Source organism: Hymenobacter aerilatus (genome assembly GCF_022921095.1).
GTDB lineage: Bacteria > Bacteroidota > Bacteroidia > Cytophagales > Hymenobacteraceae > Hymenobacter > Hymenobacter aerilatus.
Window position 1 is genome coordinate 3,164,293 of sequence record NZ_CP095053.1, and the last position, 23,579, is coordinate 3,187,871.

Annotated in this window: 19 protein-coding genes and 2 tRNA genes; 13 read left to right on the top strand and 8 right to left on the bottom strand. The window is 56.6% G+C overall.

Translation table 11 applies throughout. The features are described from left to right. The first annotated feature begins 4 nt into the window (after positions 1 to 4). The 7 genes from MUN82_RS13200 (at position 5) to MUN82_RS13230 (ending at position 9,356) form a co-directional block, all read left to right on the top strand. Complete coding sequence (locus MUN82_RS13200) at positions 5 to 1,150, top strand: FecR family protein (RefSeq protein WP_245091112.1); 1,146 nt, start codon at positions 5 to 7, stop codon at positions 1,148 to 1,150. Positions 1,151 to 1,276: 126 nt separating this feature from the next. Beyond that, the gene (locus MUN82_RS13205; protein WP_245091113.1) at positions 1,277 to 4,558 is read left to right on the top strand and encodes a TonB-dependent receptor; all 3,282 of its coding nucleotides are present in this window, start codon (positions 1,277 to 1,279) and stop codon (positions 4,556 to 4,558) included. A gap of 21 nt (positions 4,559 to 4,579) precedes the next feature. After that, positions 4,580 to 5,992 carry a RagB/SusD family nutrient uptake outer membrane protein gene (locus MUN82_RS13210; RefSeq protein ID WP_245091115.1) on the top strand — a complete coding sequence of 471 codons (1,413 nt, stop codon included), beginning with the start codon at positions 4,580 to 4,582 and terminating at the stop codon, positions 5,990 to 5,992. An 81-nt stretch (positions 5,993 to 6,073) separates the two neighbouring features. After that, complete coding sequence (locus tag MUN82_RS13215; protein ID WP_245091117.1) at positions 6,074 to 7,228, top strand: TlpA disulfide reductase family protein; 1,155 nt, start codon at positions 6,074 to 6,076, stop codon at positions 7,226 to 7,228. Between the two features lie 53 nt (positions 7,229 to 7,281). Then, positions 7,282 to 8,361, top strand: a complete 1,080-nt coding sequence (locus tag MUN82_RS13220) for a PLP-dependent cysteine synthase family protein (RefSeq protein WP_245091119.1) — start codon at positions 7,282 to 7,284, stop codon at positions 8,359 to 8,361. A 143-nt stretch (positions 8,362 to 8,504) separates the two neighbouring features. Then, positions 8,505 to 8,942, top strand: coding sequence for a hypothetical protein (locus tag MUN82_RS13225; RefSeq protein WP_245091121.1), 438 nt, complete (start codon positions 8,505 to 8,507; stop codon positions 8,940 to 8,942). A 138-nt stretch (positions 8,943 to 9,080) separates the two neighbouring features. Next, positions 9,081 to 9,356: a BPTI/Kunitz domain-containing protein gene (locus tag MUN82_RS13230; RefSeq protein WP_245091123.1), complete on the top strand. Its 276-nt coding sequence runs from the start codon at positions 9,081 to 9,083 to the stop codon at positions 9,354 to 9,356. Between the two features lie 201 nt (positions 9,357 to 9,557). Here the strand turns inward: MUN82_RS13230 and MUN82_RS13235 are convergent. The 5 genes from MUN82_RS13235 to mltG all read right to left on the bottom strand — a co-directional run bounded on the left by MUN82_RS13235 (position 9,558) and on the right by mltG (position 12,713). Continuing rightward, positions 9,558 to 9,642 (bottom strand) — tRNA-Ser (locus MUN82_RS13235). A 54-nt stretch (positions 9,643 to 9,696) separates the two neighbouring features. Further along, positions 9,697 to 9,783, bottom strand: a tRNA-Ser gene (locus tag MUN82_RS13240). Positions 9,784 to 9,919: 136 nt separating this feature from the next. Continuing rightward, on the bottom strand, positions 9,920 to 10,927 hold the full coding sequence (locus MUN82_RS13245; protein ID WP_245091125.1) for a YihY/virulence factor BrkB family protein: 1,008 nt from the start codon (positions 10,925 to 10,927) through the stop codon (positions 9,920 to 9,922). A gap of 93 nt (positions 10,928 to 11,020) precedes the next feature. After that, complete coding sequence (locus MUN82_RS13250) at positions 11,021 to 11,515, bottom strand: acyl-CoA thioesterase (RefSeq protein WP_245091127.1); 495 nt, start codon at positions 11,513 to 11,515, stop codon at positions 11,021 to 11,023. A gap of 103 nt (positions 11,516 to 11,618) precedes the next feature. After that, on the bottom strand, positions 11,619 to 12,713 hold the full coding sequence (gene mltG, locus MUN82_RS13255) for an endolytic transglycosylase MltG (protein WP_245091129.1): 1,095 nt from the start codon (positions 12,711 to 12,713) through the stop codon (positions 11,619 to 11,621). A 295-nt stretch (positions 12,714 to 13,008) separates the two neighbouring features. Between mltG and MUN82_RS13260 the strand changes: the two genes are divergently transcribed. Beyond that, positions 13,009 to 13,638, top strand: a complete 630-nt coding sequence (locus tag MUN82_RS13260; protein WP_245091131.1) for an L-threonylcarbamoyladenylate synthase — start codon at positions 13,009 to 13,011, stop codon at positions 13,636 to 13,638. Between the two features lie 73 nt (positions 13,639 to 13,711). On the opposite strand, the gene MUN82_RS13265 is transcribed toward MUN82_RS13260, so the two are convergent. Together MUN82_RS13265 and MUN82_RS13270 are read right to left on the bottom strand one after the other, a co-directional pair. Then, positions 13,712 to 14,608, bottom strand: coding sequence for a lysophospholipid acyltransferase family protein (locus tag MUN82_RS13265; RefSeq protein WP_245091133.1), 897 nt, complete (start codon positions 14,606 to 14,608; stop codon positions 13,712 to 13,714). A 3-nt stretch (positions 14,609 to 14,611) separates the two neighbouring features. Beyond that, complete coding sequence (locus MUN82_RS13270) at positions 14,612 to 15,472, bottom strand: hypothetical protein (protein ID WP_245091135.1); 861 nt, start codon at positions 15,470 to 15,472, stop codon at positions 14,612 to 14,614. Positions 15,473 to 15,583: 111 nt separating this feature from the next. Here MUN82_RS13270 and MUN82_RS13275 point away from each other — a divergent pair, with 111 nt between their 5' ends. The 5 genes from MUN82_RS13275 to MUN82_RS13295 all read left to right on the top strand — a co-directional run bounded on the left by MUN82_RS13275 (position 15,584) and on the right by MUN82_RS13295 (position 22,764). Further along, complete coding sequence (locus tag MUN82_RS13275; protein WP_245091137.1) at positions 15,584 to 16,222, top strand: WbqC family protein; 639 nt, start codon at positions 15,584 to 15,586, stop codon at positions 16,220 to 16,222. A 124-nt stretch (positions 16,223 to 16,346) separates the two neighbouring features. Next, complete coding sequence (locus MUN82_RS13280) at positions 16,347 to 18,950, top strand: ATP-dependent Clp protease ATP-binding subunit (RefSeq protein WP_245091139.1); 2,604 nt, start codon at positions 16,347 to 16,349, stop codon at positions 18,948 to 18,950. 184 nt (positions 18,951 to 19,134) lie between these two features. Further along, positions 19,135 to 20,700, top strand: a complete 1,566-nt coding sequence (locus MUN82_RS13285; RefSeq protein WP_245091141.1) for an acyl-CoA carboxylase subunit beta — start codon at positions 19,135 to 19,137, stop codon at positions 20,698 to 20,700. Positions 20,701 to 20,813: 113 nt separating this feature from the next. Further along, positions 20,814 to 21,884, top strand: a complete 1,071-nt coding sequence (locus MUN82_RS13290; RefSeq protein WP_245091143.1) for a M42 family metallopeptidase — start codon at positions 20,814 to 20,816, stop codon at positions 21,882 to 21,884. A gap of 70 nt (positions 21,885 to 21,954) precedes the next feature. After that, positions 21,955 to 22,764 (top strand): helical backbone metal receptor, encoded by an 810-nt coding sequence (locus tag MUN82_RS13295; RefSeq protein ID WP_245091145.1) that lies wholly within the window; start codon positions 21,955 to 21,957, stop codon positions 22,762 to 22,764. 81 nt (positions 22,765 to 22,845) lie between these two features. Here MUN82_RS13295 and MUN82_RS13300 read toward each other — a convergent pair whose 3' ends face one another. Then, on the bottom strand, positions 22,846 to 23,382 hold the full coding sequence (locus MUN82_RS13300; RefSeq protein WP_245091147.1) for a DUF7935 family protein: 537 nt from the start codon (positions 23,380 to 23,382) through the stop codon (positions 22,846 to 22,848). Between the last annotated feature and the right edge of the window lie 197 nt (positions 23,383 to 23,579).

Below are 23,579 nucleotides of genomic sequence, written 5' to 3' on the forward strand. Positions count from 1 at the left end.
GGTTATGTCAGACGAGGAATTCAACATCCTGTACGAAAAACACGTGGCTGGCACCTGCACCGCCGCCGAGCAGCAGCGTCTGGATGCCTACCTGGCTACCCTGGAAACATCTACCGAATTGCCGTGGGACGAGGCCACTATGGGCAACCAGACCGCAACCCGACGCGCCCTTCTCGACCAGTTGACGGCCAGCCGGCAACCCGTGCGGGCCATCACGCCACGGTGGCAATGGTGGTCGATGGCGGCCGTGGTGGCGCTGTTGCTACTCGCAACCGGCCTGTACCGCTGGCAGCAACGCCCGGTCAATCCAGTAGCAACCGCGTCACCTACCACACCACGCCCCGCACCCGACTTCGCGCCCGGCCGCAACCAAGCCACACTCATGCTAGCCGACGGCTCCACCATTCGCCTCGACGACGCCCAAAACGGCATAGTGGCCCAACAAGGCGGCACCACTGTGCAAAAAACGCAGGCCGGCGCGTTGCGCTACGATGCAAACAGCCAACGCGCTGCCGCCCAATTTAATACCGTAACAACGCCACGTGGTGGCCAGTACCAACTGGTGCTCCCCGATGGCAGCCGCGTCTGGTTGAATGCTGCTTCGTCACTGCGGTTTCCTACTGCCTTTGCGGGTCAGGAACGCCGGGTAGAGCTAACCGGCGAAGCGTATTTTGAAGTGGCCAAGAATGCCAAGCAGCCCTTCAAGGTAGGGGTAGGCGCCACCGAGGTAACTGTATTGGGCACCCACTTCAACGTGATGGCCTACCCCGACGAGCCCGCCTTGACCACTACCCTGCTGGAAGGCGCCGTGCGCGTGAGCAACGGCCCGCACCAAGCCGTGCTGCACCCCGGCCAGCAAGCCCGGCAACAGGCCAGCGGGGCCTTGGCCGTGGCTGCTGTCGATCCACAGCACGCCGTGGCCTGGAAAAACGGCTACTTCGTGTTCAACGATGAGTCCATTGAAAGCATCATGCGCCAGGTTTCCCGCTGGTATGATGTGGACGTTGAGTATCAAGGAAAAATGGCGGGCAAGGACTTCAACGGTACCGTTTCCCGCTTCCAGAGTGCCTCCCAAGTGCTTCAATTGCTGGAGCTAACAGGAGCCGTGCATTTCAAAACGCAGAACAACCGCATCACCGTGCTACCCTAGCCTGTTGGCCCCGGCAGCACCTGGTTTGCTACGGCTACCCGCTCTTGCCGGGAGCGGCCTGCTGCGCAGCATTGTTTTCGAATTTTTACCGCCGCCTTCTACCCTTCACACCTACTCCAAAACCGCATGACAAAACTCTTTACTCCACTGCCGGGCACCCTACGCTTGCCCCTAAAGCCCACCGTGGCGGCGCTGCTGGCCCTGTCGTTGCAGGTGCACGCGGCCGGCTTTGCGCAGACGATTACGCTGACGGAGAAAAACGCGCCCTTGGACCGTGTGCTCCGGGATATTCAGCGACAAAGCAGCTACACGTTTCTCTACAACACCCAGATGGTGCGCGCCGCCCGACCCGTGACCCTGAGCGTGCGCAACGCCCCCTTGGAACAAGTGTTGGCGCAGGTGATGGCCGAGCAAGCACTGACGTACACCATTAGCGGCAACTCCATTATTATCAAGCCAAAAGAAGCCACGACGACGCGTCGCCCGACCCCACCCGCCACTGTTATAGGCATCGTAACAGATGCCGACGGCAACCCACTGCCGGGCGTGACCATCCGGGTGAAGAATACGCAGCTGGGCACAGCTACCGACGTGAATGGCCACTACCAGATTCGGGTAGACGATGCCGATGAGGCCGTGCTGGTTTTCAGCTTTATCGGCTACGAGCCGCAGGAAATTCGGGTGGCGGGGCAAAGTAGCATTGCGGTGCGGCTGCTGCCGGCGCAGAATAACCTGAACGATGTGGTAGTAGTGGGCTACGGTACCACCACCCAGCGCAACAACACGGGCGCCGTGAGCACCATCACCAGCGAAACCATTGCCGAGCAACCCGTATCGAACCCCTTGCAGGCCTTGCAGGGGCGGCTGGCGGGGGTGCAGGTAACGCCCGCTACGGGCTTCGGGGGGGCAGCCATGAACGTGCGCATCCGCGGCAACAACTCTTTGCTGGCCGGCAACGACCCGCTGTACGTGGTGGACGGCGTGCCCTACCCTGCCAACGGCCTCAACAACTTCTCGGCCTTCGGGGCCTTTGCCCAAAATGGTAGCTACGACAGCCCCCTCAATAGCATCAATCCTGCTGATATCCTGCGCATTGATATTCTGAAAGATGCCGATGCCACGGCCATTTACGGCTCGCGCGGCGCCAACGGCGTAGTGCTGATTACGACCCGCAAGGGGAGCACCGGCAAGGGCAAGCTCGATGTGAACGTGTACTCCGGGGCCGGCAAGGCTACCCGCCTGCTCGACATGATGAACACCGAGCAGTACCTAGCTATGCGGCGCGAGGGTTTTGCCAACGACAACATTACCCCTACCCCCAGCAACGCCCCCGACCTCACCACCTTCGACCAAACAGCCTACACCGACTGGCAGAAAAAGCTGCTGGGCGGCACGGCCTCGGTAACGGACGCGGAAGCCAGCTTCTCGGCGGGCACAGCCCAAACCAAGTTTGCCCTGAGCGGTGGCTACCGCCACGAAGGCACCATCTACCCCGGCAACTACGGGGTAGACCGCGCCAATGGCCGTCTCACCGTGAGCCATTCTTCTCTGAACAACCGGGTAGGAGTTGATGCCACGGTAGGCTATGTGAATACGGTGAATAAGCTGGCTACCACCGATTTCACTACCCTTATCACACTGCCGCCCAACTACAACCCCTATAATGCCGACGGCACGTTGTATTGGGTATCTGGCATTGATAACCCCTACGCTTACCTGCAACGCGGTATTCGCAACACCAGCCGCAACCTGCTCAGCAACGTGGCTTTCCGGTTGCAGATTCTAGACGGGCTGAGCTTTAAGACCAGCGTAGGCCTCAACCGCCTGACCATGGACCAGTTCAGCCCACGGCCGGCTTCATCGGTGAGTACGCTGTCGAGCGCGCGGGTGGCTAGTGCGGAGTTCGGAACGGGCTCTACCACTACTTACCTGGCCGAGCCGCAGCTGGACTATGTGCGCCAGCTGGGCGGCGGCAGCTTGCAGGCCCTGGTAGGCGGCACGTTTCAGCAAACTGCCGACGTGCGCCAGTACATCTACGCCACCGATTATGTGTCGGACGCGGCGCTGTCAAATATCACCCTGGCTAACACCAAAACCTACTACAACGACGACGCCTACAAGTACCGCTACGGTTCCCTGTTTGGGCGCGTGACCTACAACTGGAAAGGCAAGTATATCCTGAACGGCACCTTCCGTCGCGACGGCTCCTCGAAATTTGGACCCAACAACCGCTTCGGCAACTTTGGGGCGGGCGGCGCGGCCTGGGTATTCTCGGAGGAGTCGTTTGTGAAAGACGGGTTGCCGTTCCTGAGCTTCGGCAAGCTGCGCGGCAGCTACGGCGTGACCGGCAACGACCAGAGCGCCGGCTACTACGACTACCTCTCTACCTTCCGCTCCACGGGGCGCCTCACCTATGGCTCGTTGGTAGGCCTGGTGCCCAGTCGCCTGGGCAACCCAGACTACCGCTGGGAAACCGTGCGCAAGCTGGATGTGGCTCTGGAACTGGGCTTCTTGGATAACCGCTTGCTGCTCACGGCTGACTACTACCGTAGCATCTCCACTGATCAGCTGGTGGGCTTCATCACCCCTACCCAAACGGGCTTCTCATCCATTACGGCCAACCTGCCAGCCAAGGTGCTGAACCAGGGCCTGGAGCTGACACTGAACACGACGAACGTGCAAGGCAAGGATTTCACCTGGTCTTCGGCCCTGAACCTAACTGTACCAGAAAACAAGCTGCTGGAGTATCCCAACTTGGAGGGCTCCAGCTACGCTCGCCAGTTCATTGTTGGGCAGCCTACCACCATCACCAAGGGCTTCGATTATGAAGGCGTAAACCCTGAAACTGGCCTGGCCACCGGCGGCTATGTGAGCCCCGCCGGCGTGTTTACGGGCAGCTACAATACCACCACTGTAGTCTTAAACCAGGGCTACCCCAAGTTCTATGGCGGCCTGAACAATAGCCTGCAATACAAAGGGTTCACGCTGGATTTCTTCCTGCAATTCACCAAGCAAACGGCTCGCAACTACGTACCCTATGCGCCGCCCGGTCAGGGCCTCAGCAACGCCCCTACCTGGCTGCTCGACCGGTGGCGGCAACCCGGCGACGTGGCTGGATATCCGCGCGCCACGGCTACGTTCGGCACGGCCTACAACACCTTTTTCAACTACACTAACTCGAAAGAGGCTTATGGTGACGCGTCGTTTCTGCGTCTGAAAACGCTGGCTCTCAGCTACCGCGTGCCCCAGCCGGTGGCGCAAAAGCTGCACTTGCAAAACCTACGGGTATATGCGCAGGGTCAAAACCTGCTGACCATTACCAACTACCGCGGCTTCGACCCCGAAGTGCCCGGCTTGGTGCTGCCCCCCATGCGCCTGCTCACTGGCGGTATTCAGTTCGCTTTGTAACCCTTTGCTTGACTTGCCACGATGAAATTCTATACCCGCTTTTCTGCTCGCCTGCTGCCCGCTGCCATCGTTTTACTGCTTGCCACTACTAGTTGCGAGAGTTTTCTGGACGTGGGGCCGCCGCCTACTCAGGTAGACGCCGCTACTGTCTTCACCACCGATGCCTCGGCCACCGGTGCTATGCTGGGCGTGTATTCGGGGCTGAACAGCACCGGCACTTCCGGCATCACTAACAACGCTGGCCTTTCTACCTTTCTGGGACTGGCTGCCGACGAGCTAACCTACGCCAATGCCCAGTACGACCAGTACCGCCTGAATAACGTCAGCCCGGTGAATGGCACCGTAGACTTCTTCTGGGGCCAGACCTACACGTCTATCTACCAGCTGAATACCATTGTAGACGGCTTGCAGAATAACACTACCGTGACGCCGGCCCTACGCAACCAGCTGCTAGGTGAGGCGCGGTTTCTCCGGGCGTTTCTGTACTTCCACCTCGCCAATCTGTTCGGCGACGTACCCCTGGTGCTCACCACCGATTATCGGGTGGCCGGCCAGTTGGGCCGCACGCCCAAAACCGAAGTATACGCCCAGGTGCTTGCTGACTTGCTGGAAGCGCAGAAGCTGCTGGTGCCCGCCTACCCTGTTGCCAACGAGCGGACGCGGGTAAACCAGGCTGCCGCCACGGCCTTGCTGGCACGCGTGTACCTCTACCAGCAAAATTGGGCTGCCGCCGAAGCGCAGGCCACGGCCGTTATCAACCAAACTTCTGTGTATCAGTTGGTAGCGCCGGCTACTACATTTTTAGCGGGCAGTCAGGAAGCTATCTGGCAATTGCGCCGAGGCGGTTCTATCTCGGCCAACACCTACGAGGGACAGTATTTTATTCCGGCTAGTCTCACGGTAGCCCCCACGGCCACCTACCTGCTCACCAACCAAGTGTACGCTGCCTTCGTCGAAAACGATGTGCGCCGCAGCACCTGGACCAACTCCTACACTCTGGCCGGTACCACCTACCGCTACCCCTTCAAGTACAAGCAGCGCGTAGCCACGACGGGCGGCGCCGCCGCCACCGAGCACAGCCAGGTGCTGCGCCTAGCCGAGCAATACCTGATTCGGGCTGAGGCGCGGGCGCGGCAGGGAAAAAGCGCCGACGCCGTGGCCGACCTAAACGCTGTGCGGGCGCGGGCATCGGCTACACCGCTGGCCGCTACTCTCAGCAGTAACGACCTGTTGTTGGCAGTGGAAAACGAGCGTCTGCGTGAGCTGTTCGCCGAGTGGGGTCACCGTTGGTTTGACCTGATTCGGACGGGTAGGGCCGCCGCGGTGCTACCCGCCGTGAAAGGCCAGCCCTGGGACCCCAACGATGCCGTGTGGCCCATCCCGAACCCACAACTGCTTGCCAACCCTAATCTGACACAAAATGCTGGTTATTAACAGCTAAACCTCGTCGCATTTCGTGCTCGAATGGCTACCTGGGCTGCTTTCCTTTTCAACTACTCTCTAACTTCTTTCTGTATGTATTCTCTGAAAACTCCAGTCCTGCTACTTAGCGCCACCTTGCTAACTGCCAGCGCCGCCTTGGCGCAGAAGAAAGCGGCTCCGGCTGCGCGCCCCGCTACTGCTCCTAGCGGTTTCGTGCTGCAAGGTGATCTGACGGCGCCCGACGCCACCAAAATTTACCTCACCCGCTACGGTGCCACCACCACCAAAGACTCGACAGTGGTGAAAAACAACCACTTCACGTTTAAGGGTCAGGTAGGCGAGCCTACCTGGAGTGGCCTTCAGGTGCCTGCACTGAAGCGCTACGTGGGCATGTTCATCGAAAACAAACCCATGACGGTGCAGTTACCCGCCGACGCCAAAGCCGACATTGTGGTAACGGGTTCGGCCACGCAGCAGGACTACGACATCTACAACAAGCAGTGGAAGCAGATTACGCAAAAGGCCGGCACCGTGTATGAGATGTTGGCCAAGGCTACCCCTGCCGGTGCCAAGGAAGCTGACCCTGCCACCCGCAAAGAAGCCGATGCCCGCTTTGCGGAGCTGAGCAACGAAACCAAGCAAATCACGGAGGCCTTTGTGCAGGCGCACCCCAACTCGGCGGCGGCGGCGGCCGTGGTACAGTGGCGCTTCGTGGATTTCCCGGACGTAACGGAGGCTGAGAAGCTGTACAAGCAGCTCGGCCCCGCAGCCAAAGCCTCGCTGGCAGGCAAAAGCATCCAGAAATACATAATGGTAGACGCCAAATCGGCCGTGGGTAGCATGCCTACCTTCACCCAAGCCGACCCCAACGGTAAGATGGTGAAATTGAGTGATTTCCGCGGCAAGTATGTGTTAGTGGATTTCTGGGCCAGCTGGTGCGGCCCCTGCCGCAAGGAGAATCCTAACGTGGTAGCGCTCTACAACCAATATCGCGACAAAGGCTTTGATGTGCTGGGTGTGTCGCTGGACAGCAAGAAGGAGGCGTGGCAAAAAGCCATTCAGGCCGACGGCCTCACCTGGACGCACGTATCGGACCTGCAAGGCTGGAAAAACCAGGTTGCCGTCGACTACGGTATCAGCGCCGTGCCGCAAAATTTCCTGATTGATCCGCAGGGAAAAGTTATTGCGAAGAACCTGCGCGGCGAAGAGTTGCAAGCCAAGCTTGCAACGCTGTTTGCCAATAAGTAGTCCATTAGCAATCAGCCTTTGGTCCTACCCCCTTTCACCTATCCACCCTTCGCATGATTTCACCCTCTCCCGCCGAGCCTGCCTGTTTGTTGTCTGACGAGCTGCGCGAAAAGTTTGCCCACCTCTGGCATTTAGTCGGCAATACGCCCATGCTGGCGCTGCACTACCGTTACCGGGGTCAGACGGGGCAGATTTTCGTGAAGTGCGAGCACTATAACCTGACGGGCAGCCTCAAGGACCGCATGGCGCTGTATATCCTGCAACAGGCTTATATCCAAGGCAAAATACGGCCCGGCGACACCATTGTGGAGGCCACTTCCGGCAACACTGGTATTGCGTTTGCCGCCATCGGGAAAGCTCTGGGGCATCCCGTTCGTATTCTGATGCCTAACTGGCTAAGTCGGGAGCGGGTAGATATTATCCGTAGTCTAGGGGCCGAGGTAACGCTGGTAAGCAAGGAGCAGGGAGGCTTTCTGGGTAGCATTCGACTGGCCGAAGAAATGGCTGCTGCCGACCACACCGTGTTCCTTACCCGTCAGTTCGAAAACCAGTACAACTGCGAAGCTCACGCCCGCACCACCGGCCCCGAAATTGCGGCGCAACTGGCCAGCATCGGTCGGCAGCCTACGGCGTTTGTGGCAGGTGTAGGCACGGGTGGCACCGTAATGGGGGTAGGGCATTACTTACGGCGGCAGTTTCCTGCGGTGCGCATTCATCCATTGGAGCCGGCCGAGTCGCCTACCCTCACCACGGGCTACAAAGTAGGAGCCCACCGCATCCAGGGCATCAGCGACGAATTCATTCCCGCCATTGTTCGGCTCGATCAGCTCGACGCTGTGGTGCAGGCCTCCGACGGCGACGCTATTCTACTGGCCCAAAAGCTGGCCCAGCAACTCGGGCTGGCCGTGGGCATCTCATCGGGTGCCAACGTGAGTGGAGCCATCCGCTTGGCCGCTGAGCTGGGTCCAGACGCTACGGTGGTTACTCTACTCTGCGACAGCAACAAGAAGTACCTGAGCACCGATCTGCTGCGCGAAGAACCCGTGCGCGCCAGCTATTTAGCGCCGGAAGTTGAGTTCGTGAACTACCGCCCCATCAGCCGCCTAACGGCGCCTTACGTGCACGCCGAGTAGCAAGCGCCTACCCTGTTTCTATCAACAAGCCCCGCTTCTCAACCGGAAGCGGGGCTTGCTTATGTATATGACCCCTAATGCAGTAGCTATACCGCGCCGTTTCCAGTATATTCGGCTCCTACCCTACGTTGTGCTTTTACGCAATGCTTACCCCCGATTCGATACCCAACGACTGCCCCCTACCCCTTGCCTTACCGACCGGCACCGAGCATGAGCTAGGTGTGCCCACATCCCCACGTCGGCTGGACCGGGCAATAACAGCTACCGCCACTAGGTTGGTACCGTTGGTAACGCTGCTACAGGCCATTCAGCCACAAGTAGCCCAGGAATCGGTGTTTCATACGCGCCGCCTGAAAATTCAGGCCCACATGACCATAGCATTTGCAGAGCTGAAGGCAGAACGCCCGCGCCGGCGCGTGCTCACACACTCCTTCCAGACCATCACCGACTTGGTGCGCGAAGAGACCCGCGACATCAGCAAAGACGAACTAAAGCAAGCCACCAAAGAACTGGTGCTGGCTACCCTCAAAAATGCGCCTAAGCTGATCAGCATTGCCCACCAAGCACGGCTGCTATCTTGATGCAAAGCCTTCGTTTATTTCCCACAATAAGTCCATTTTGTAGCCTAAAAAAGCTTTGTACAAAGAGTTTTTAGAAGCTGCCCTATCGATGTTCGTTGTGTGATGCAACGATTACTGACCCAGGAGAATCGTAGTGGTATGAAAAAGACTCTACTACTACTCTCTGCCACAGCCCTACTATCCTCTGCTACCTGCAGCCAAAAGGATACGGATCCAGAACCCAAACCCGAAGTGGTTATTGAACCTACTCCTCTCTGTCTACTCGTGCCAGATGCGGGCATTTGCAACGCCGCTTTCGTGCGCTACTATTTCGACCAGCGGGAGAAAAAGTGTAAGCCATTCACGTGGGGTGGCTGCGGTGGGATAGTCCCCTTCAATACGCTAGAAGAGTGCAAGGCTTGCGGTTGCAAGTAGCGCGTGCTTTTGCTGTAAGTATATATGCAAGCATATAGATCCATATAAAATCCCCAATGAAACGGCTGAACCAGAACTTATTCCAGCGTAAGTAAAAGGCCCGCATCAGCTGATGCAGGCCTTCTGTTTATCAGTAGTGCTGTAACAACGACATCCTAAAAGCAAAAGCCCCGTCTCCAACTCGGAAACGGGGCTTTTATGCAGAGGAGGAGGGATTCGAACCCCCGGAGGTTTAACCCTCAACGGTTTTCAAGACCGCCGCAATCGACCACTCTGCCACTCCTCTAACTAGTTGCTGCCAGCAAAAAAGGATTCCTTCAGCAGCAATGAAGGGCCTTTGCAGAGAGGGGGGGATTCGAACCCCCGATACCGTTGCCGGTATAACGGATTTCGAATCCGTCGCATTCGACCACTCTGCCACCTCTCTAAGGTCCAAACGAGTGGGTTTGGGACGACAAAAGTAGTAGGCCAGGGTAGCGTACGCAAGACTACCACACGTTTTTTTCGCTTTTTTTTTACGCCGTTGGCCTACCGATGCAAATTATTTATTGATGCTGAATTAGTTAGCTCGATACCGCCACTTTGCTGGTCCGGCCGGGTAGGTGCAGGCGGCGGGGCGCGGTGGCTTCTTTGCCATTGCGCAAGCGACCCGTTACAGCGTCGATGCTCACGTTCACCTCAAAGCCCAGAATTAGGGTCATGCACACAAAATCCAGCCACACCATGAGGCCGATGAGCGTGCCAATGGAGCCGTAGAAATGGTTGTAGCTATCGAAAATCTTGACGTAGAGAATGAACAGAAACGACACGAGAAAGATCAGCACCGTGGCCACCACCGCCCCCGCCGACACAAACGGCCACTTGTTGTGCACAGGTGGCACATAGTAGTAAATTAGGCAGGTAATCATCAGCGAAAGACCCGTAACGGAGCCGTACTTCACAATGGTAATTAGCTGCCCAGTAAAGGTTTCGGATACTATCTCGTTGAAAACCAACCAATCGATGATGTAGGTACCGAAGAAGATACTTGTGATGGCCACCAGTAGCAGCACCGACAGCACCACCGTCAGCAAGGTGGCAATCACACGTTTGCGCACGTAGGTACGTCGCTTAAACGACGGATATTTTTTCTCGAACGCGTCGAGCAGGGCCATAATGCCGTTGGAGCTGAGCACCAGCGCCGTGGCAAAACCAAACGACAGCAAGCCCCCATGCTGAATCGTCACGATGTCGTTGATGGTGCTAGCGGTAGCGGCGTACATCTCCCTGGGCATCAGGTCGCCGATGAACTGCAGAATGTCCACGTTCAGGTTGGGCACCGGAATGTACGGTATCAGCGTGAACAGGAAGATGATGGTGGGGAAGATGGCAATGGTCAGGTTGAACGCCATGTAACTGGCGCGCTTGGTGATGCTATCCATCCTCGACTCCTGAATCATGCGGTCCATCACGTCGTACACCGACGCCCTACCCCCCGCGAAGCGCAGGCGCTTCAGCCACACCATCAGGCGGCGGTAGCTGCGGCGCTGACGGATGTCGGAGAGGTGGTATCGACGGACGGGTAGACGCATGCGGTGAGTGGTAAGCTGGTGAGTAATGAGTTGGTGCATAACCCGGCCCAGACCGAACAGATTCCGTTCCCGACCTTGGCCCCTACCCTTCTTCTACTCTTTTTTCAGGAAAGCGGCTGGGGCAGGTGCCTCCGAGGCAGGTGCTTTGGGTGGTGTGAGGGGACCGGCCGTTTCGTCGTCGGTGAAGTAGGGCAGCAGTTTTTGCTGAATAGCCGCCGGGATGGGCACGGGTCGGCCGGTGCTCATATTCACGAACACCATGAGCGTATGGCCTTCGGTAAGCAGCTCTTGCGCCTCGTTGTAGATTTCGTACTCAAACAGAATGCGCGTACCCTCGGCGGGCTGGCGCAGCAGCATGCGTACGGTTAGCAGGTCGTCGTAGCGGGCGGGACGGCGGAAGCGGGTGCGTAGCTCGCCCACGGGCATCCCTACCCCCTCAGCCTCCATGGTCTTGTAGCTAATGCCTAGCTGCCGGAATGCCTCGGTGCGCGCCACCTCAAAATAGGCCGCATAGTTGCCGTGGTAGACGTACCCCATTTGGTCCGTCTCGGCGTAGCGCACGCGAATGTAGGTATCGTGAGAGTACATGGGTTGGTGTGCTGATGATTGATGTGATAATGTGTTGATTGAAAAAGATGCTATATGTTACTATCTATTGGCACATTGACACATCAATCATCAACACATCAACTCATTTCATAATCCCTGACCTCGTCAACGCAGCCTGATAGCGGCGGGCGTTTACTAGGTGCGCGGCCTCGTTGGTAGCAAAGGCATGGTAGCCGCTGAAGTCTTCCTTGGCGCAGAAATAGAGATAGTTGTGGTCCTCAGGGTTCAGCACGGCATCAATGCTGGCGATGCTGGGCAGGTTGATGGGACCGGGGGGTAGGCCGTTGTACTTGTAGGTGTTGTAGGGCGAATCTTTCTGCAAATGCACGTTCAGCACGCGCTTGATGCCGAAGTCGCCATTGGCGTACACCACGGTGGGGTCGGCTTGCAGCTTCATGCCGCGCTGGAGGCGGTTGAGGTACACTCCCGCCACGCGAGGGCGCTCATCGGCGTGCTGCTGCTGCTCGGCCTCCACAATGCTGGCTAGCGTGCTCACCTGGGCGCGCGTGAGGCCCAGCTTCTGACGCTTGGCGTCGCGGGCGGGCGTCCAGAACTTCTCGTATTCCTTCTTCATGCGCTGCATGAGGTTGTCGGCCGAGGAGTTCCAGTACAGCTCGTACGTGTTCGGGATGAACATCGTTAGAATCGTCGTGGTGTCAAACCCTAGGCTCTTGGTGTAGCTAGGGCTACTCAGCAGCGAATCGAATTGTCCCGGTCGCGCGTCGATGCTGTGGCTGAGCTTGCGGGCCAGGTCCTCCCGCAGCCGGATATTCTGGAACGTGAGCTTGAGAGGTGACTGCCGCCCAGCGCGCAAGTCCGATACCAGCTGGCGGTTGGTGTAGCCGTCTTTCAGCTCGTAGCGGCCGGGTTTCACTAGATCAGGATACTTCATCAGCTTGGCCACGAAGGCAAACGAAAGCTTATCCACAATGGCGCCGGTGGCGTAGATGCTATCGAGCACGGCCTTATATGGCTCGCCGCGGCGGATGAGCACGTAGGTAGGCCGACCTTTGGTTTCTACGTTGGCGGTGTAGAAAATCTGGTAGAAATAGTACGAGAAGCTCACAAACAGCACGCCCGCCAGCGCCACCAAGGTACCAATGCGTTTGCGACGTTTGAGGGCCTTATCGCGGCGCTCCAGGATGCTAGGGGGAGGAGTATTAGATGGGGTAGCCATGCGGCGGGCAACAGGTTGAGAAGGAAGATACTGTCCGACCATCCTCTTCGGCGCCACTCAGAAGGGCACACCAAGAATAGCCACCCCAAAAGTACGAGTTCTGCCGCGCTAACATCCGGCGGGGGTTCGTTACCCGTAAAACTTTCGGGCCAGCTAGGATGTATTAGGAAGATATGTCCGGCTCATTACAGCTGGCATCTCAAGCAAACAAGCGCCCTATTGCTTTGTCTGCTACCTTGCTTCTACCCCATTGCGTGGGGTAGCATTCATTTCAACTCAATTCTTCTGCTTTCCTATGGCTGCTACGTTGCTTCGCATTCATCCTGATAATCCACCCCAAAACCGCCTGCTGCAAGCTGTGGAAGTGCTGCGCAAAGGTGGGGTCATTATTTATCCTACGGATACCATCTACGGTCTGGGCTGCGACATTCACAACGCCAAAGCCGTGGAAAAGCTCTGCCGCATTAAAGGCATTCACCCCGAGAAGGCCAATCTGTCGTTTATATGTGCCGATTTGTCACATATTACCGATTATGCCCACGGCATCACCACGCCCATGTATAAGGTGCTGAAAAAAGCCCTACCCGGTCCGTTCACCTTTATTTTTGAGGCTAGCCCACAGGCCCCGCGCTATGGCGGCGTAAAGCGCAAAACCGTGGGCATTCGTGTGCCCGACAACCAGATTTGCACCAGCCTGGTGCGCGAGTTGGGCAACCCCATCGTCTCTACCTCTATCCGTGACGACGATGAGCTTCTCGAATACACCACCGACCCCGATCTACTGTATGAGAAATACCGCTCTTTGGTAGACCTCGTGATTGACGGCGGCTTCGGCAACAACGTAGCCAGTACCGTCGTCGACTGCACCAATGAGGATTTCGACATCATCCGCCAGGGCGCCGGCGACATTGAACAGTATTTGTAAGCTGATGAGTTAGAAAAAAGGCGTGTCATCCTTCGCTGCGAAGGATGACACGCCTTTTTTCTAACTCATCAGCTTACCGCTTATGTTTCCAACGGCGGTGTGACCATAGATACTGTGCAGGCGCGGCCTGAATATCGCGCTCCAGCAAACGGGCAAAAGCCTCGGCAATGGGGTATGAACCCTTTTCGATGGGCGCGTAGCCGTCGTAGAGTAGCGTAATGGTGATGTTGTAGTAACCGCGCCGCACGCGCTGGATGCTGACGTAGAATACGGGCGCTTGCAGCTGCGGAGCTAAGCGGTCGGCGCTGGTGTAGAAGCTGGTATCCTGGTGCAGGAAAGTGGTCCAGTAGGGGCTGTCGCGGGGACCAGCGGCCTGGTCAGTAAGCAGGCTGAGCGAGCGACCTTCGCCGCGGGTGCTTAGCAAGTAACGCAGCGTGTTGCGCATGGGCACCAGTACTGCCCCACTGCGGGTGCGCAGCTCATACATGAAGCTCTCAAAAAACGGGCTGCTTAGGGGTTTATACACCCCATCGGCCCTACCCGGAAACCGCACTGCCGCTCCTGACAAAATCCACTCCCAGTTGCCTGCGTGCGAGCCCAATGTGAGGACAGTGCGGCCAGCTGCAAACAACGGTTCAATCAGCTCAGGATTGGTGAAGCGCACCCGCCTACCCAGCTCCGCCGCCGAGATGGTGCGCAGCTTTAGAATCTCCACAATCACCTGCGCAAAGTGTCGGTAAAACGCACGGCCCGTAGCGGCTACCTCAGCCTCCGTTTTCTCCGGAAACGAATTTCGAATGTTCTCTGTGATAACGCGCCAACGATAGCGAATCCCGTAGGCTAGTAATAGGTAGATACCGTCGGCGAAAAAATACAGCACCGGTAAGGGCAGCCGGGACAACCCAATCAGCAGCCAATTGACGGGACGCAGGTACCAAGGGTAGGGTTTGGCGGGGGTAGAGGGAGGCATGTGTTAGTTGGTGGCGCCAGCGGGCGCGTACTCTTCCATATCGCGGGTCAGCACGGTGCTTTGCGTGGTAAGCAACTGATTTTTCGCGTCGCGGATTTCAATGGTGAAAACGTATTGGCCGCTGGGAAGCGGGCCAAGCGGCAGCTCGCCTACAATGGTGGTAGGCTTGCCTTGCGCCGCCTGCTCAAGCGTGGTTTCAGCTTCGGCGGCGCCGCCCTCGTCGGAGGCAATACGGTAGCGCACCTTTAGCGGCTGCCCAGCAGGTGCTTGGTACAACTCAGCATAGAAGAAAATCTGGGCAGTGCCGCGTCCATAATAGCCTCCCGGCGCCCGCGACAACCGCAAGCCGCCTCGTGCAAAATTATCCTGCGCCCCCGACTTTGCCGCGGGCCGCGCCAGTAGCACAATATCGCTCAGATAAGCCGCTTTGCCGTCTGATTTCAGTGTGAGCGATTGGTCTACCGTGGTTGCATTGCTTGCTTTGTACTGGTCGCGCAGGCGGGCACGCACTGTGTACTGGCCATCGGGTAGGGCCACGCGCTTCTGAAAGCTGATGGGATTTTTGATGGCGGCGGTGGTGTCGCTGAGCACAGGTGGTTTCAGCGTTACGGTTTCCTGGTAAGCGGGCTTTCCGTCGGCTTTCAGGATTTCCAGTGTGAGCACGGCCGCCGCCTGAAACGTTTTGGGCGCCCGCCGCAGGTACGTGAGGCCAGTACCCGGCACGGTGGCGTACAACTCTACTACGGAGCCTTTCACTACGCGGTCCTCGTTGCGAAACTGAGCTACGTCGAGCAGCAATTGTGGGGCGGCGGCTTGCACGGTAGCCGTCAAAAGCACCAGAAAGAAGCTAAGGAGAAGTCGCATCGTGTCAGATTGGCGGGTAAAGGTAGCGGGTTCAAGGCTGGTTGAATTGTTGAACAAGAAAACCTGAAGGCTTCGTGCCCTACCTTACTCAACAAGTTAGCCAGTTCGCCCGTGGTCATTTTCGAGTCGCAGTACAATCCGCCCGTTGCTTTCTTTGCCGAGCTAGTTGGGCAGGACACCTTGCTGCTCGAAGCCCACGACCACTACCGCAAACAAACCTACCGCAACCGCTGCCTGATCCTGACGGCTCAAGGCGTGAAGCCGCTTACCGTGCCGGTAGTAGACGGCAACAGGAGTGAGAAAATAGCCACCTCATCCATTGAAATAGACTACCGGCAGAACTGGGTACACCAACACTGGCGCACCCTGCAAACCGCCTATGGTGGCACGCCGTATTTTGAATACTACGCCGACTATCTGCACGACATTTACTATCAACGCCCTACCCTACTTTTTGACCTAAACACACAGCTGCTGCGTTTGTACTTGCGATGCCTGCGCCTACGGCCTCACGTAGAATTCACACAGTCGTACGTTTCTTCCTACCCTTCTCAAAGGGGAAATTCACCCAGCCAACCACTGCTTGACCGCCGGGACTGGCTTACGCCAAAAGCCGCTGTGGCAGACCAACCTGACAGGACGTCGGGCCGTGCCTACCCCCAGACCTTTGGCGTACAATTTGTACCCAATCTAAGTATCCTGGACCTGTTGTTTATGCAAGGTCCGGCCGCCGGCGCCTTTCTTACGTAAGGCCAATTACGGCTAGTAGAACCTTCGCCCGAGCTTATCTGTTTTCAGGTACAATCGGCCTAATCCGTGCCCTGATCTTACTCGTGGGCTTGCGGGGTTCCGTTTTTCTTTATTACTTATCTGCATGGAAGCTAAATTCTCAAACCGAGTCAAGGAAGTGATTTCCCTGAGCCGGGAAGAAGCCATCCGGCTCGGTCACGATTATATCGGTACCGAACACTTATTGCTGGGCATGATTCGCGAAGGGGAAGGCACCGCCATTGGGCTGCTCAAGAAATTGGGTGTCTCGGTGGAGGAGCTAAAGTATGCCCTGGAACAAGCTACCCGTAATACGGCTACGCAGGGCACGAGCATTACCGGCTCTATCCCGCTGACGAAACAGACTGAAAAAGTCCTTAAAATCACCTATCTGGAGGCGAAAATCTTCAAAAGTGAGATTATCGGCACCGAGCACCTGCTCCTGTCGATCTTGCGCGATGAGGACAACATCTCTTCTCAGATTCTCAGCAAATTCAACGTGAACTACGAATCTGTACGTGACTCGCTGGACTACCACGGTGCCGCGAGCAACAACCCCACCAACGGCCCTGAGGCCGACGACGACGACAACGACCGGCTGTTTGGCGGTGGCCAGGGCCGCGGCGGCTCCGGTGCTACCCCCAAGAAAGGCAACGAGAAGTCGCGCACGCCTGTGCTCGACAACTTCGGCCGCGACCTGACCAAACTCGCCGAAGAAGACAAACTCGACCCAATTGTAGGTCGCGAGAAAGAGATTGAGCGCGTTGCTCAAATTCTGTCGCGCCGCAAGAAGAACAACCCGATCCTGATTGGTGAGCCTGGTGTTGGTAAAACTGCCATTGCTGAAGGCCTGGCCCTACGCATCATCCAGAAAAAAGTGTCGCGCGTGCTGTTCAACAAGCGCGTGGTGACGCTGGATCTGGCTTCGCTGGTAGCTGGTACCAAATACCGTGGTCAGTTTGAGGAGCGCATGAAGGCCGTGATGAACGAGCTGGAGAAGTCGCCCGACGTAATTCTGTTCATTGACGAGCTGCACACGATTGTAGGTGCCGGTGGAGCTTCGGGCTCGCTGGATGCCAGCAACATGTTCAAGCCGGCCTTGGCCCGTGGCGAAATTCAATGCATTGGTGCCACTACCCTCGACGAGTACCGTCAGTACATCGAGAAGGATGGTGCCTTGGCCCGTCGTTTCCAGATGGTAATGGTAGATCCTACCACGCCCGAGGAAACCATCGAAATCCTGCACAACATCAAGGACAAGTATCAGGACCACCACCACGTGGTGTACACTGATAAGGCCATTGAGCAGTGTGTGAAGTTGTCGGACCGCTACATGTCGGACCGTTTCCTACCCGACAAGGCCATCGACATTCTGGACGAAGCTGGTGCCCGCGTGCACATCAACAACATCGTGGTGCCCGAGGATATTCTCAAGCTCGAAGAGCAGATTGAGAATATCAAAGTCGAGAAAAACCGCGTGGTGAAGTCGCAGAAATACGAGGAAGCCGCTAAGCTCCGCGACACGGAGAAGAAGCTGATTGATCAACTCGAGCAGGCCAAAAAGGACTGGGAAGAGGAGACCAAGAAGAAGCGCTACACCGTGAAAGAGGAGAACGTGGCCGAGGTTATTGCTATGATGACCGGCATCCCCGTTTCGCGCGTGGCCCAGAACGAAAGCGCTAAGCTGCTCAACATGGGTGAGGAGCTAAAAGGCAAGGTAATCGGCCAAGACAAGGCTATTGCCCAGCTTGTGAAAGCTATTCAGCGTACCCGTGTAGGCTTGAAAGATCCGAAAAAGCCAATTGGCTCGTTCGTGTTCCTTGGCCCAACTGGTGTAGGTAAGACCGAACTGGCGAAAGTGCTGGCGAACTACCTCTTCGACAAGGAAGAGTCGCTGGTGCGCATCGACATGTCGGAATACATGGAGAAATTCAGCGTATCGCGCCTGGTGGGCGCGCCTCCCGGCTACGTGGGGTACGAAGAGGGCGGTCAGCTGACGGAGAAAATCCGCCGCAAGCCATACTCGGTCGTACTGCTCGACGAGATTGAGAAAGCGCACCCCGACGTATACAACCTGCTGTTGCAGGTACTGGACGACGGTATCCTGACCGACGGGTTGGGCCGCAAGGTAGACTTCCGGAACACCATCATCATTATGACCTCGAACATCGGGGCACGTGATTTGGCTGACTTCGGGGTCGGTATTGGCTTCGGCACAAAAGCCCGCACCGAGAACCTGGACGAGATTACGAAGGGTACTATCACCAACGCCCTGCGTAAGACGTTCTCGCCGGAGTTCCTCAACCGTTTGGACGACGTGATTGTCTTCAACTCTTTGGAGAAAAAAGACATCCACCAGATCATCGACATTTCGCTGTCGAAGTTGCTGTCGCGTATTCAGTCGTTGGGCTACCGCGTGGAGCTAACCGAAGCCGCTAAGGATTTTGTGGCTGAAAAAGGCTACGATCCGAAGTTTGGCGCTCGTCCGCTGAACCGGGCTATTCAGAAGTATATCGAAGATCCGATTGCAGAGGAAATCCTGAAGGCACAAATCGCCCACGGCGACGTTATCACGGCTGATTACACGGAAGGCGCTGAAGAGTTGACTTTCGCTGTTAGCAAGAGTGATGAAGCCCCCGATTTGGCCAGCGACGAACGCCCGGAAGAAACTCCGGCCCCGGACGACGCTTCGGATAAGAAGGATAAGTAAGTAAATCCTATCGTGAAAGGCAGCCAGTTTCCATTAGGAGGCTGGCTGCCTTTTATTTTATCCTATGTCCGTTAACTAGTTGCGCAGTATTTATCACTGCCATGAAGCCACCCCAAATTCTGGTGCGGCTTTTTTTGTTTCCTACCTTACCTTTGAAGTTCACCCTCACCCCACCCCACCCCACATGGCTGATCCGCACGCAAACGTTCATCTTACGAAGTTGGAAATTCTGGCCGCCAAAAACGCTGAGGCGTTGCTCGGTGGTGGTCAGGCTCGCATTGATGCCCAACACAAAAAAGGCAAGCTGACGGCCCGCGAACGGCTGGATTTGTTGCTCGACGAAGGCTCTTTCGAGGAAATCGGGAAGTTTGTGATGCACCGCGCCAAGGACTTCGGGCTGGATAAGGAGTACTATCTCGGCGACGGCGTGGTGACGGGTTACGGCACCGTGCATGGCCGCCTGGTGTACGTTTTTTCTCAGGACTTCACAGTGTTTGGTGGCTCGTTGAGTGAGACTCATGCCGAGAAAATTGTGAAGATTATGGACTTGGCCATGAAGAACGGTGCGCCCGTTATTGGACTGAACGACTCGGGCGGGGCGCGCATTCAGGAGGGGGTAGTGAGCTTGGGCGGCTACGCCGATATCTTCTACAAAAATACGCTGGCCTCGGGGGTAGTGCCCCAATTGTCGGCAGTGATGGGGCCGTGCGCGGGTGGCGCGGTGTATTCGCCAGCCATTACGGATTTTATCCTGATGGTGGAGGACACGAGCTACATGTTTGTGACTGGCCCCAACGTGGTGAAAACCGTGACCCACGAAACCGTGACCAGCGAGGAGTTGGGCGGCGCCAGCACGCACTCCACCAAAAGCGGCGTGACGCATTTCACGGCTCCCAATGAGGTAGCCTGCATTCAACAGCTCAAACAGTTGTTGAGCTACATGCCGCAAAACTGCGAGGAAACCGCGCCAGCCCTACCCTACACCCCAGCCGACGAGCAGCGCCCTACTCTGGACACAATTATCCCCGACAACCCCAATCAGCCCTACGACATTCGGGAGGTGATTGAGGGTATCGTAGACACGGATTCCTTCTTGGAGGTGCACCAGAATTTTGCTGAGAATATTGTGGTAGGCTTCGCCCGGTTGGCAGGCCGCAGTATTGGTATTGTGGGCAACCAGCCAGCCGTGCTGGCAGGCGTACTCGACATCAATGCCTCTACCAAAGCCGCCCGCTTCGTGCGGTTCTGCGACGCGTTTAATATTCCGCTGCTGGTGCTGGAAGACGTGCCCGGTTTCCTACCCGGCACTGATCAGGAATGGCGTGGCATCATTACCAACGGCGCCAAGTTGCTATACGCTTTCTGCGAAGCCACCGTGCCCCGCGTGACGGTAATTACGCGTAAAGCCTACGGCGGTGCCTACGATGTGATGAACAGCAAGCACATCGGCGCCGACCTAAATTACGCTTGGCCTACCGCCGAAATTGCGGTGATGGGCGCCAAGGGAGCTGCCGAAATTATCTTTCGCCGCGAAATTGCTGAGGCTGAAAACCCCGAAGCCAAGCTGCAGGAGAAGGTAGACGATTACCAGCAGAAGTTTGCCACCCCCTACCGCGCCGCGCATCGGGGCTTTGTGGATGAAGTAATCCTACCCTCCCAAACCCGTCAGAAACTGATACGAGCGTTTAAGATGCTCGAAAACAAAGTAGACCAGTTACCACGTAAGAAGCACGGCAATATTCCACTCTGATATTCTCGCACGATTGTAGGAAGTAAAGGACGTCGCACAGTGTCTTCTACCTTCTACCCTTGTGCTGTTTCTTTCCTCTCTACGTATACACTGTGCGGAACATATCATCCTTTATGCGTCCCGAATCTTTCGATTTTCTTCAGAAATACCTCAACAACGCTTCTCCTACTGGCTTCGAAAAGGAAGGCCAGAAACTGTGGCTTGATTACGTGCGGCCTTATGTAGATGACTACCTGATTGACACTTACGGTACGGTGGTCGGCATCATCAACCCCGAAGCCAAATACAAAGTGGTCATTGAGGCCCACGCCGACGAAATCAGCTACTTCGTTAATTTCATCACCGAATCAGGCTATCTGTACTTGCGCAAAAACGGTGGTTCCGACCCGCTGGTGGCACCCAGCAAGCGCGTGAATATCCATACGGCCAAGGGCATTGTGAAGGCTGTGTTCGGCTGGCCGGCCATCCACGTGCGCAAGGTAGAGCAGGACAAAGCGCCTACCATGGAAACCGTGTACCTCGACTGCGGTGCGTCGAGTAAGGAAGAAGTGGAGGCCATGGGCATTCATGTGGGTTCGGTCGTCACGTTTGAGGACGAGTTCATGGTGATGAACGACAAGTACTACGTGGGCCGGGCACTCGACAACCGCGTGGGCGGCTTCATGATTGCCGAAGTGGCTCGCCGCCTGAAAGAAGAAGGCAAAACCCTACCCTTTGGCTTGTACATTGTAAACTCGGTGCAAGAGGAAATTGGGCTGCGTGGGGCCGAGATGATTGCCCACCGCCTGCAACCCGATGTGGCTATCATCACCGATGTAACGCACGACACGCAGTCGCCGATGTACGAGAAGAAAACGTCTGGCGACCTGTTCTGCGGCCGCGGGCCAGTGGTTATTTATGGCCCAGCTGTGCAAAACAACCTGCGTGACTTGATTATCGAAACGGCACAAAAAGCTGAAATCCCATTTCAGCGAGCCGCTGCTACCCGCGCCACGGGTACCGACACCGATGCCTTTGCTTACGCGGGTATGGGTGTAGCTTCGGCGCTTATCTCTCTACCCCTCAAGTATATGCACACCACGGTGGAGACCGTGCACAAAGACGACGTGGAGAACGTCATCAAGCTGATCTACGAAACCGTGTTACGCATCGAAGACGGCCACGATTTCCGGTATTTCAAATAACCTCCACCGTTCTCTTTCATACAATGGGCTGCCATTCTACCTAAACGTAGAACGGCAGCCCGTCTTGCTTATGCAGCTTCCCACTATACATTCCCTACCCCTCACAGTTACCGATCAGCTAGGTCGGCGCGTGGTGGTACCGTTTCCGCCGCAACGCATTGTATCGCTGGTGCCTTCGCAGACGGAGTTGTTATTTGATTTAGGCCTAAGTGAGCGAGTGGTCGGCGTTACGAAGTTTTGCATTCACCCACCCGAAGCGCGGCAATCGGCCGTGGTTATCGGGGGCACCAAAAATTTCGATTTTGAGAAGATTGCAGCTTTGCAGCCTGACCTGATTCTTGGGAATAAGGAAGAGAACTATCGGGAAGGCATAGAGGAACTGGCTGCATCCTACCCTGTCTGGATCAGTGATATTGCTACGCTGTTCGACGCACTTACCATGATTCGACAGGTGGGGCTGCTCACGGGCACCGCTGCCCGCGCCACTGCGCTGGCTACTGAGATTGAGAATTCCTTTGCTTCATTATCAGCTACGCAGCCACCGCTGCCTACCGCCTACTTCATCTGGCGCAAGCCCTATATGGTGGCCGCTGCCAATACGTTTATTGATGATATACTGCGTCGAGCTGGATTCGTGAACATATTTGCTGGGCAGCAGCGCTACCCCAAAATTACCCCTGCCCAACTAGCCGCCGCGCAGCCCCAGCAGATTCTGCTTTCCTCGGAGCCCTACCCCTTCCGGGAAAAGCACCTGGAAGAGTTTCGCATTCTGTGCCCCACTGCTACTGTACGGCTGGTTGATGGGGAGTTGTTTAGCTGGTACGGTAGCCGGCTACGGTACTCAGCAGCGTATTTACGACAACTAGCTATAGGCAGCTAATACTCGATGACCTGTATAAGAAAAACGTCATGCTTCATCTGGCGTCCGCTTGTCGAAACATGACGTTTTTCCCTTCTTGCTCTAAAACAGCCCTATCGCCTCGTGTTTTACCACGTTCAGCGCCTGGGTGGTGGGGTCTACCTCGTCGGCAATGACGGTTTCGAGCACGCGCTTGGCCAACTCCGTGCCGCGCGCTTGCTGGGGTTGGGGCAACCCGTGGTAGGCCTTGTTAATCATGGTGAGCACGTTTTCCTTAGCCTGCTTTACCTGCTGCCATGCATCGGGGCTCATATAGAGCTGCTGGGAAAGATTGTGCTCGTACTCAGCGCGGATTTCCTGGAGCAGCAACCGGTGGTAGTCGGGGGCCGACTGGCCGGCGCTGCTCAGGCGTACCAGCAGGTTGCTGGGCGTGATGCGCTCCAAAAACAGCACTATTCGCTCGTAGGCTTGCAAGCGCACAGGCAGCACTTCCTTACCGCTTTGCAAGCGCAGCTCTATCAAGCGGCGCTGTTGCTCTTTTTCGAAGTATTGCTGCACCAGATAAAAGATAGAGCCTGCTACCAGTAGGGCAGGTAGAATAATCTTTAGTAGGTCAAAAATGTAAGCGGTAGTATCCATACAAGAGGTAGGCGCCGGCCGGCACCCATGCGTGAGAGGGAAAGGAAGATGGAAAAGGAGCGTGCCCGTAAGGGGCCGCAAAGATATACGGTGAACCGTAGGGGATAGTAACGTGTTATACTATAACTTGATGCACTACGCGCAAATAGGACTCTGCGCGGCAGTGTGTATCTTTGCCTTCTACTCCGATTTATCTC

What these genes read in the sequence shown, in the direction of transcription:
- MUN82_RS13250 (WP_245091127.1), bottom strand. Translation starts at nt 11,515, where the DNA reads ATGTACTCTCACGATACCTACATTCGCGTGCGCTACGCCGAGACGGAC.
- MUN82_RS13270 (WP_245091135.1), bottom strand. Translation starts at nt 15,472, where the DNA reads ATGCGACTTCTCCTTAGCTTCTTTCTGGTGCTTTTGACGGCTACCGTG.
- MUN82_RS13300 (WP_245091147.1), bottom strand. Translation starts at nt 23,382, where the DNA reads ATGGATACTACCGCTTACATTTTTGACCTACTAAAGATTATTCTACCT.
- MUN82_RS13260 (WP_245091131.1), top strand. Translation starts at nt 13,009, where the DNA reads ATGGCTGCTACGTTGCTTCGCATTCATCCTGATAATCCACCCCAAAAC.
- MUN82_RS13230 (WP_245091123.1), top strand. Translation starts at nt 9,081, where the DNA reads ATGAAAAAGACTCTACTACTACTCTCTGCCACAGCCCTACTATCCTCT.
- MUN82_RS13280 (WP_245091139.1), top strand. Translation starts at nt 16,347, where the DNA reads ATGGAAGCTAAATTCTCAAACCGAGTCAAGGAAGTGATTTCCCTGAGC.
- MUN82_RS13215 (WP_245091117.1), top strand. Translation starts at nt 6,074, where the DNA reads ATGTATTCTCTGAAAACTCCAGTCCTGCTACTTAGCGCCACCTTGCTA.
- MUN82_RS13200 (WP_245091112.1), top strand. Translation starts at nt 5, where the DNA reads ATGTCAGACGAGGAATTCAACATCCTGTACGAAAAACACGTGGCTGGC.
- MUN82_RS13220 (WP_245091119.1), top strand. Translation starts at nt 7,282, where the DNA reads ATGATTTCACCCTCTCCCGCCGAGCCTGCCTGTTTGTTGTCTGACGAG.
- MUN82_RS13225 (WP_245091121.1), top strand. Translation starts at nt 8,505, where the DNA reads ATGCTTACCCCCGATTCGATACCCAACGACTGCCCCCTACCCCTTGCC.
- mltG (WP_245091129.1), bottom strand. Translation starts at nt 12,713, where the DNA reads ATGGCTACCCCATCTAATACTCCTCCCCCTAGCATCCTGGAGCGCCGC.
- MUN82_RS13265 (WP_245091133.1), bottom strand. Translation starts at nt 14,608, where the DNA reads ATGCCTCCCTCTACCCCCGCCAAACCCTACCCTTGGTACCTGCGTCCC.
- MUN82_RS13285 (WP_245091141.1), top strand. Translation starts at nt 19,135, where the DNA reads ATGGCTGATCCGCACGCAAACGTTCATCTTACGAAGTTGGAAATTCTG.
- MUN82_RS13295 (WP_245091145.1), top strand. Translation starts at nt 21,955, where the DNA reads ATGCAGCTTCCCACTATACATTCCCTACCCCTCACAGTTACCGATCAG.
- MUN82_RS13290 (WP_245091143.1), top strand. Translation starts at nt 20,814, where the DNA reads ATGCGTCCCGAATCTTTCGATTTTCTTCAGAAATACCTCAACAACGCT.
- MUN82_RS13245 (WP_245091125.1), bottom strand. Translation starts at nt 10,927, where the DNA reads ATGCGTCTACCCGTCCGTCGATACCACCTCTCCGACATCCGTCAGCGC.
- MUN82_RS13210 (WP_245091115.1), top strand. Translation starts at nt 4,580, where the DNA reads ATGAAATTCTATACCCGCTTTTCTGCTCGCCTGCTGCCCGCTGCCATC.
- MUN82_RS13205 (WP_245091113.1), top strand. Translation starts at nt 1,277, where the DNA reads ATGACAAAACTCTTTACTCCACTGCCGGGCACCCTACGCTTGCCCCTA.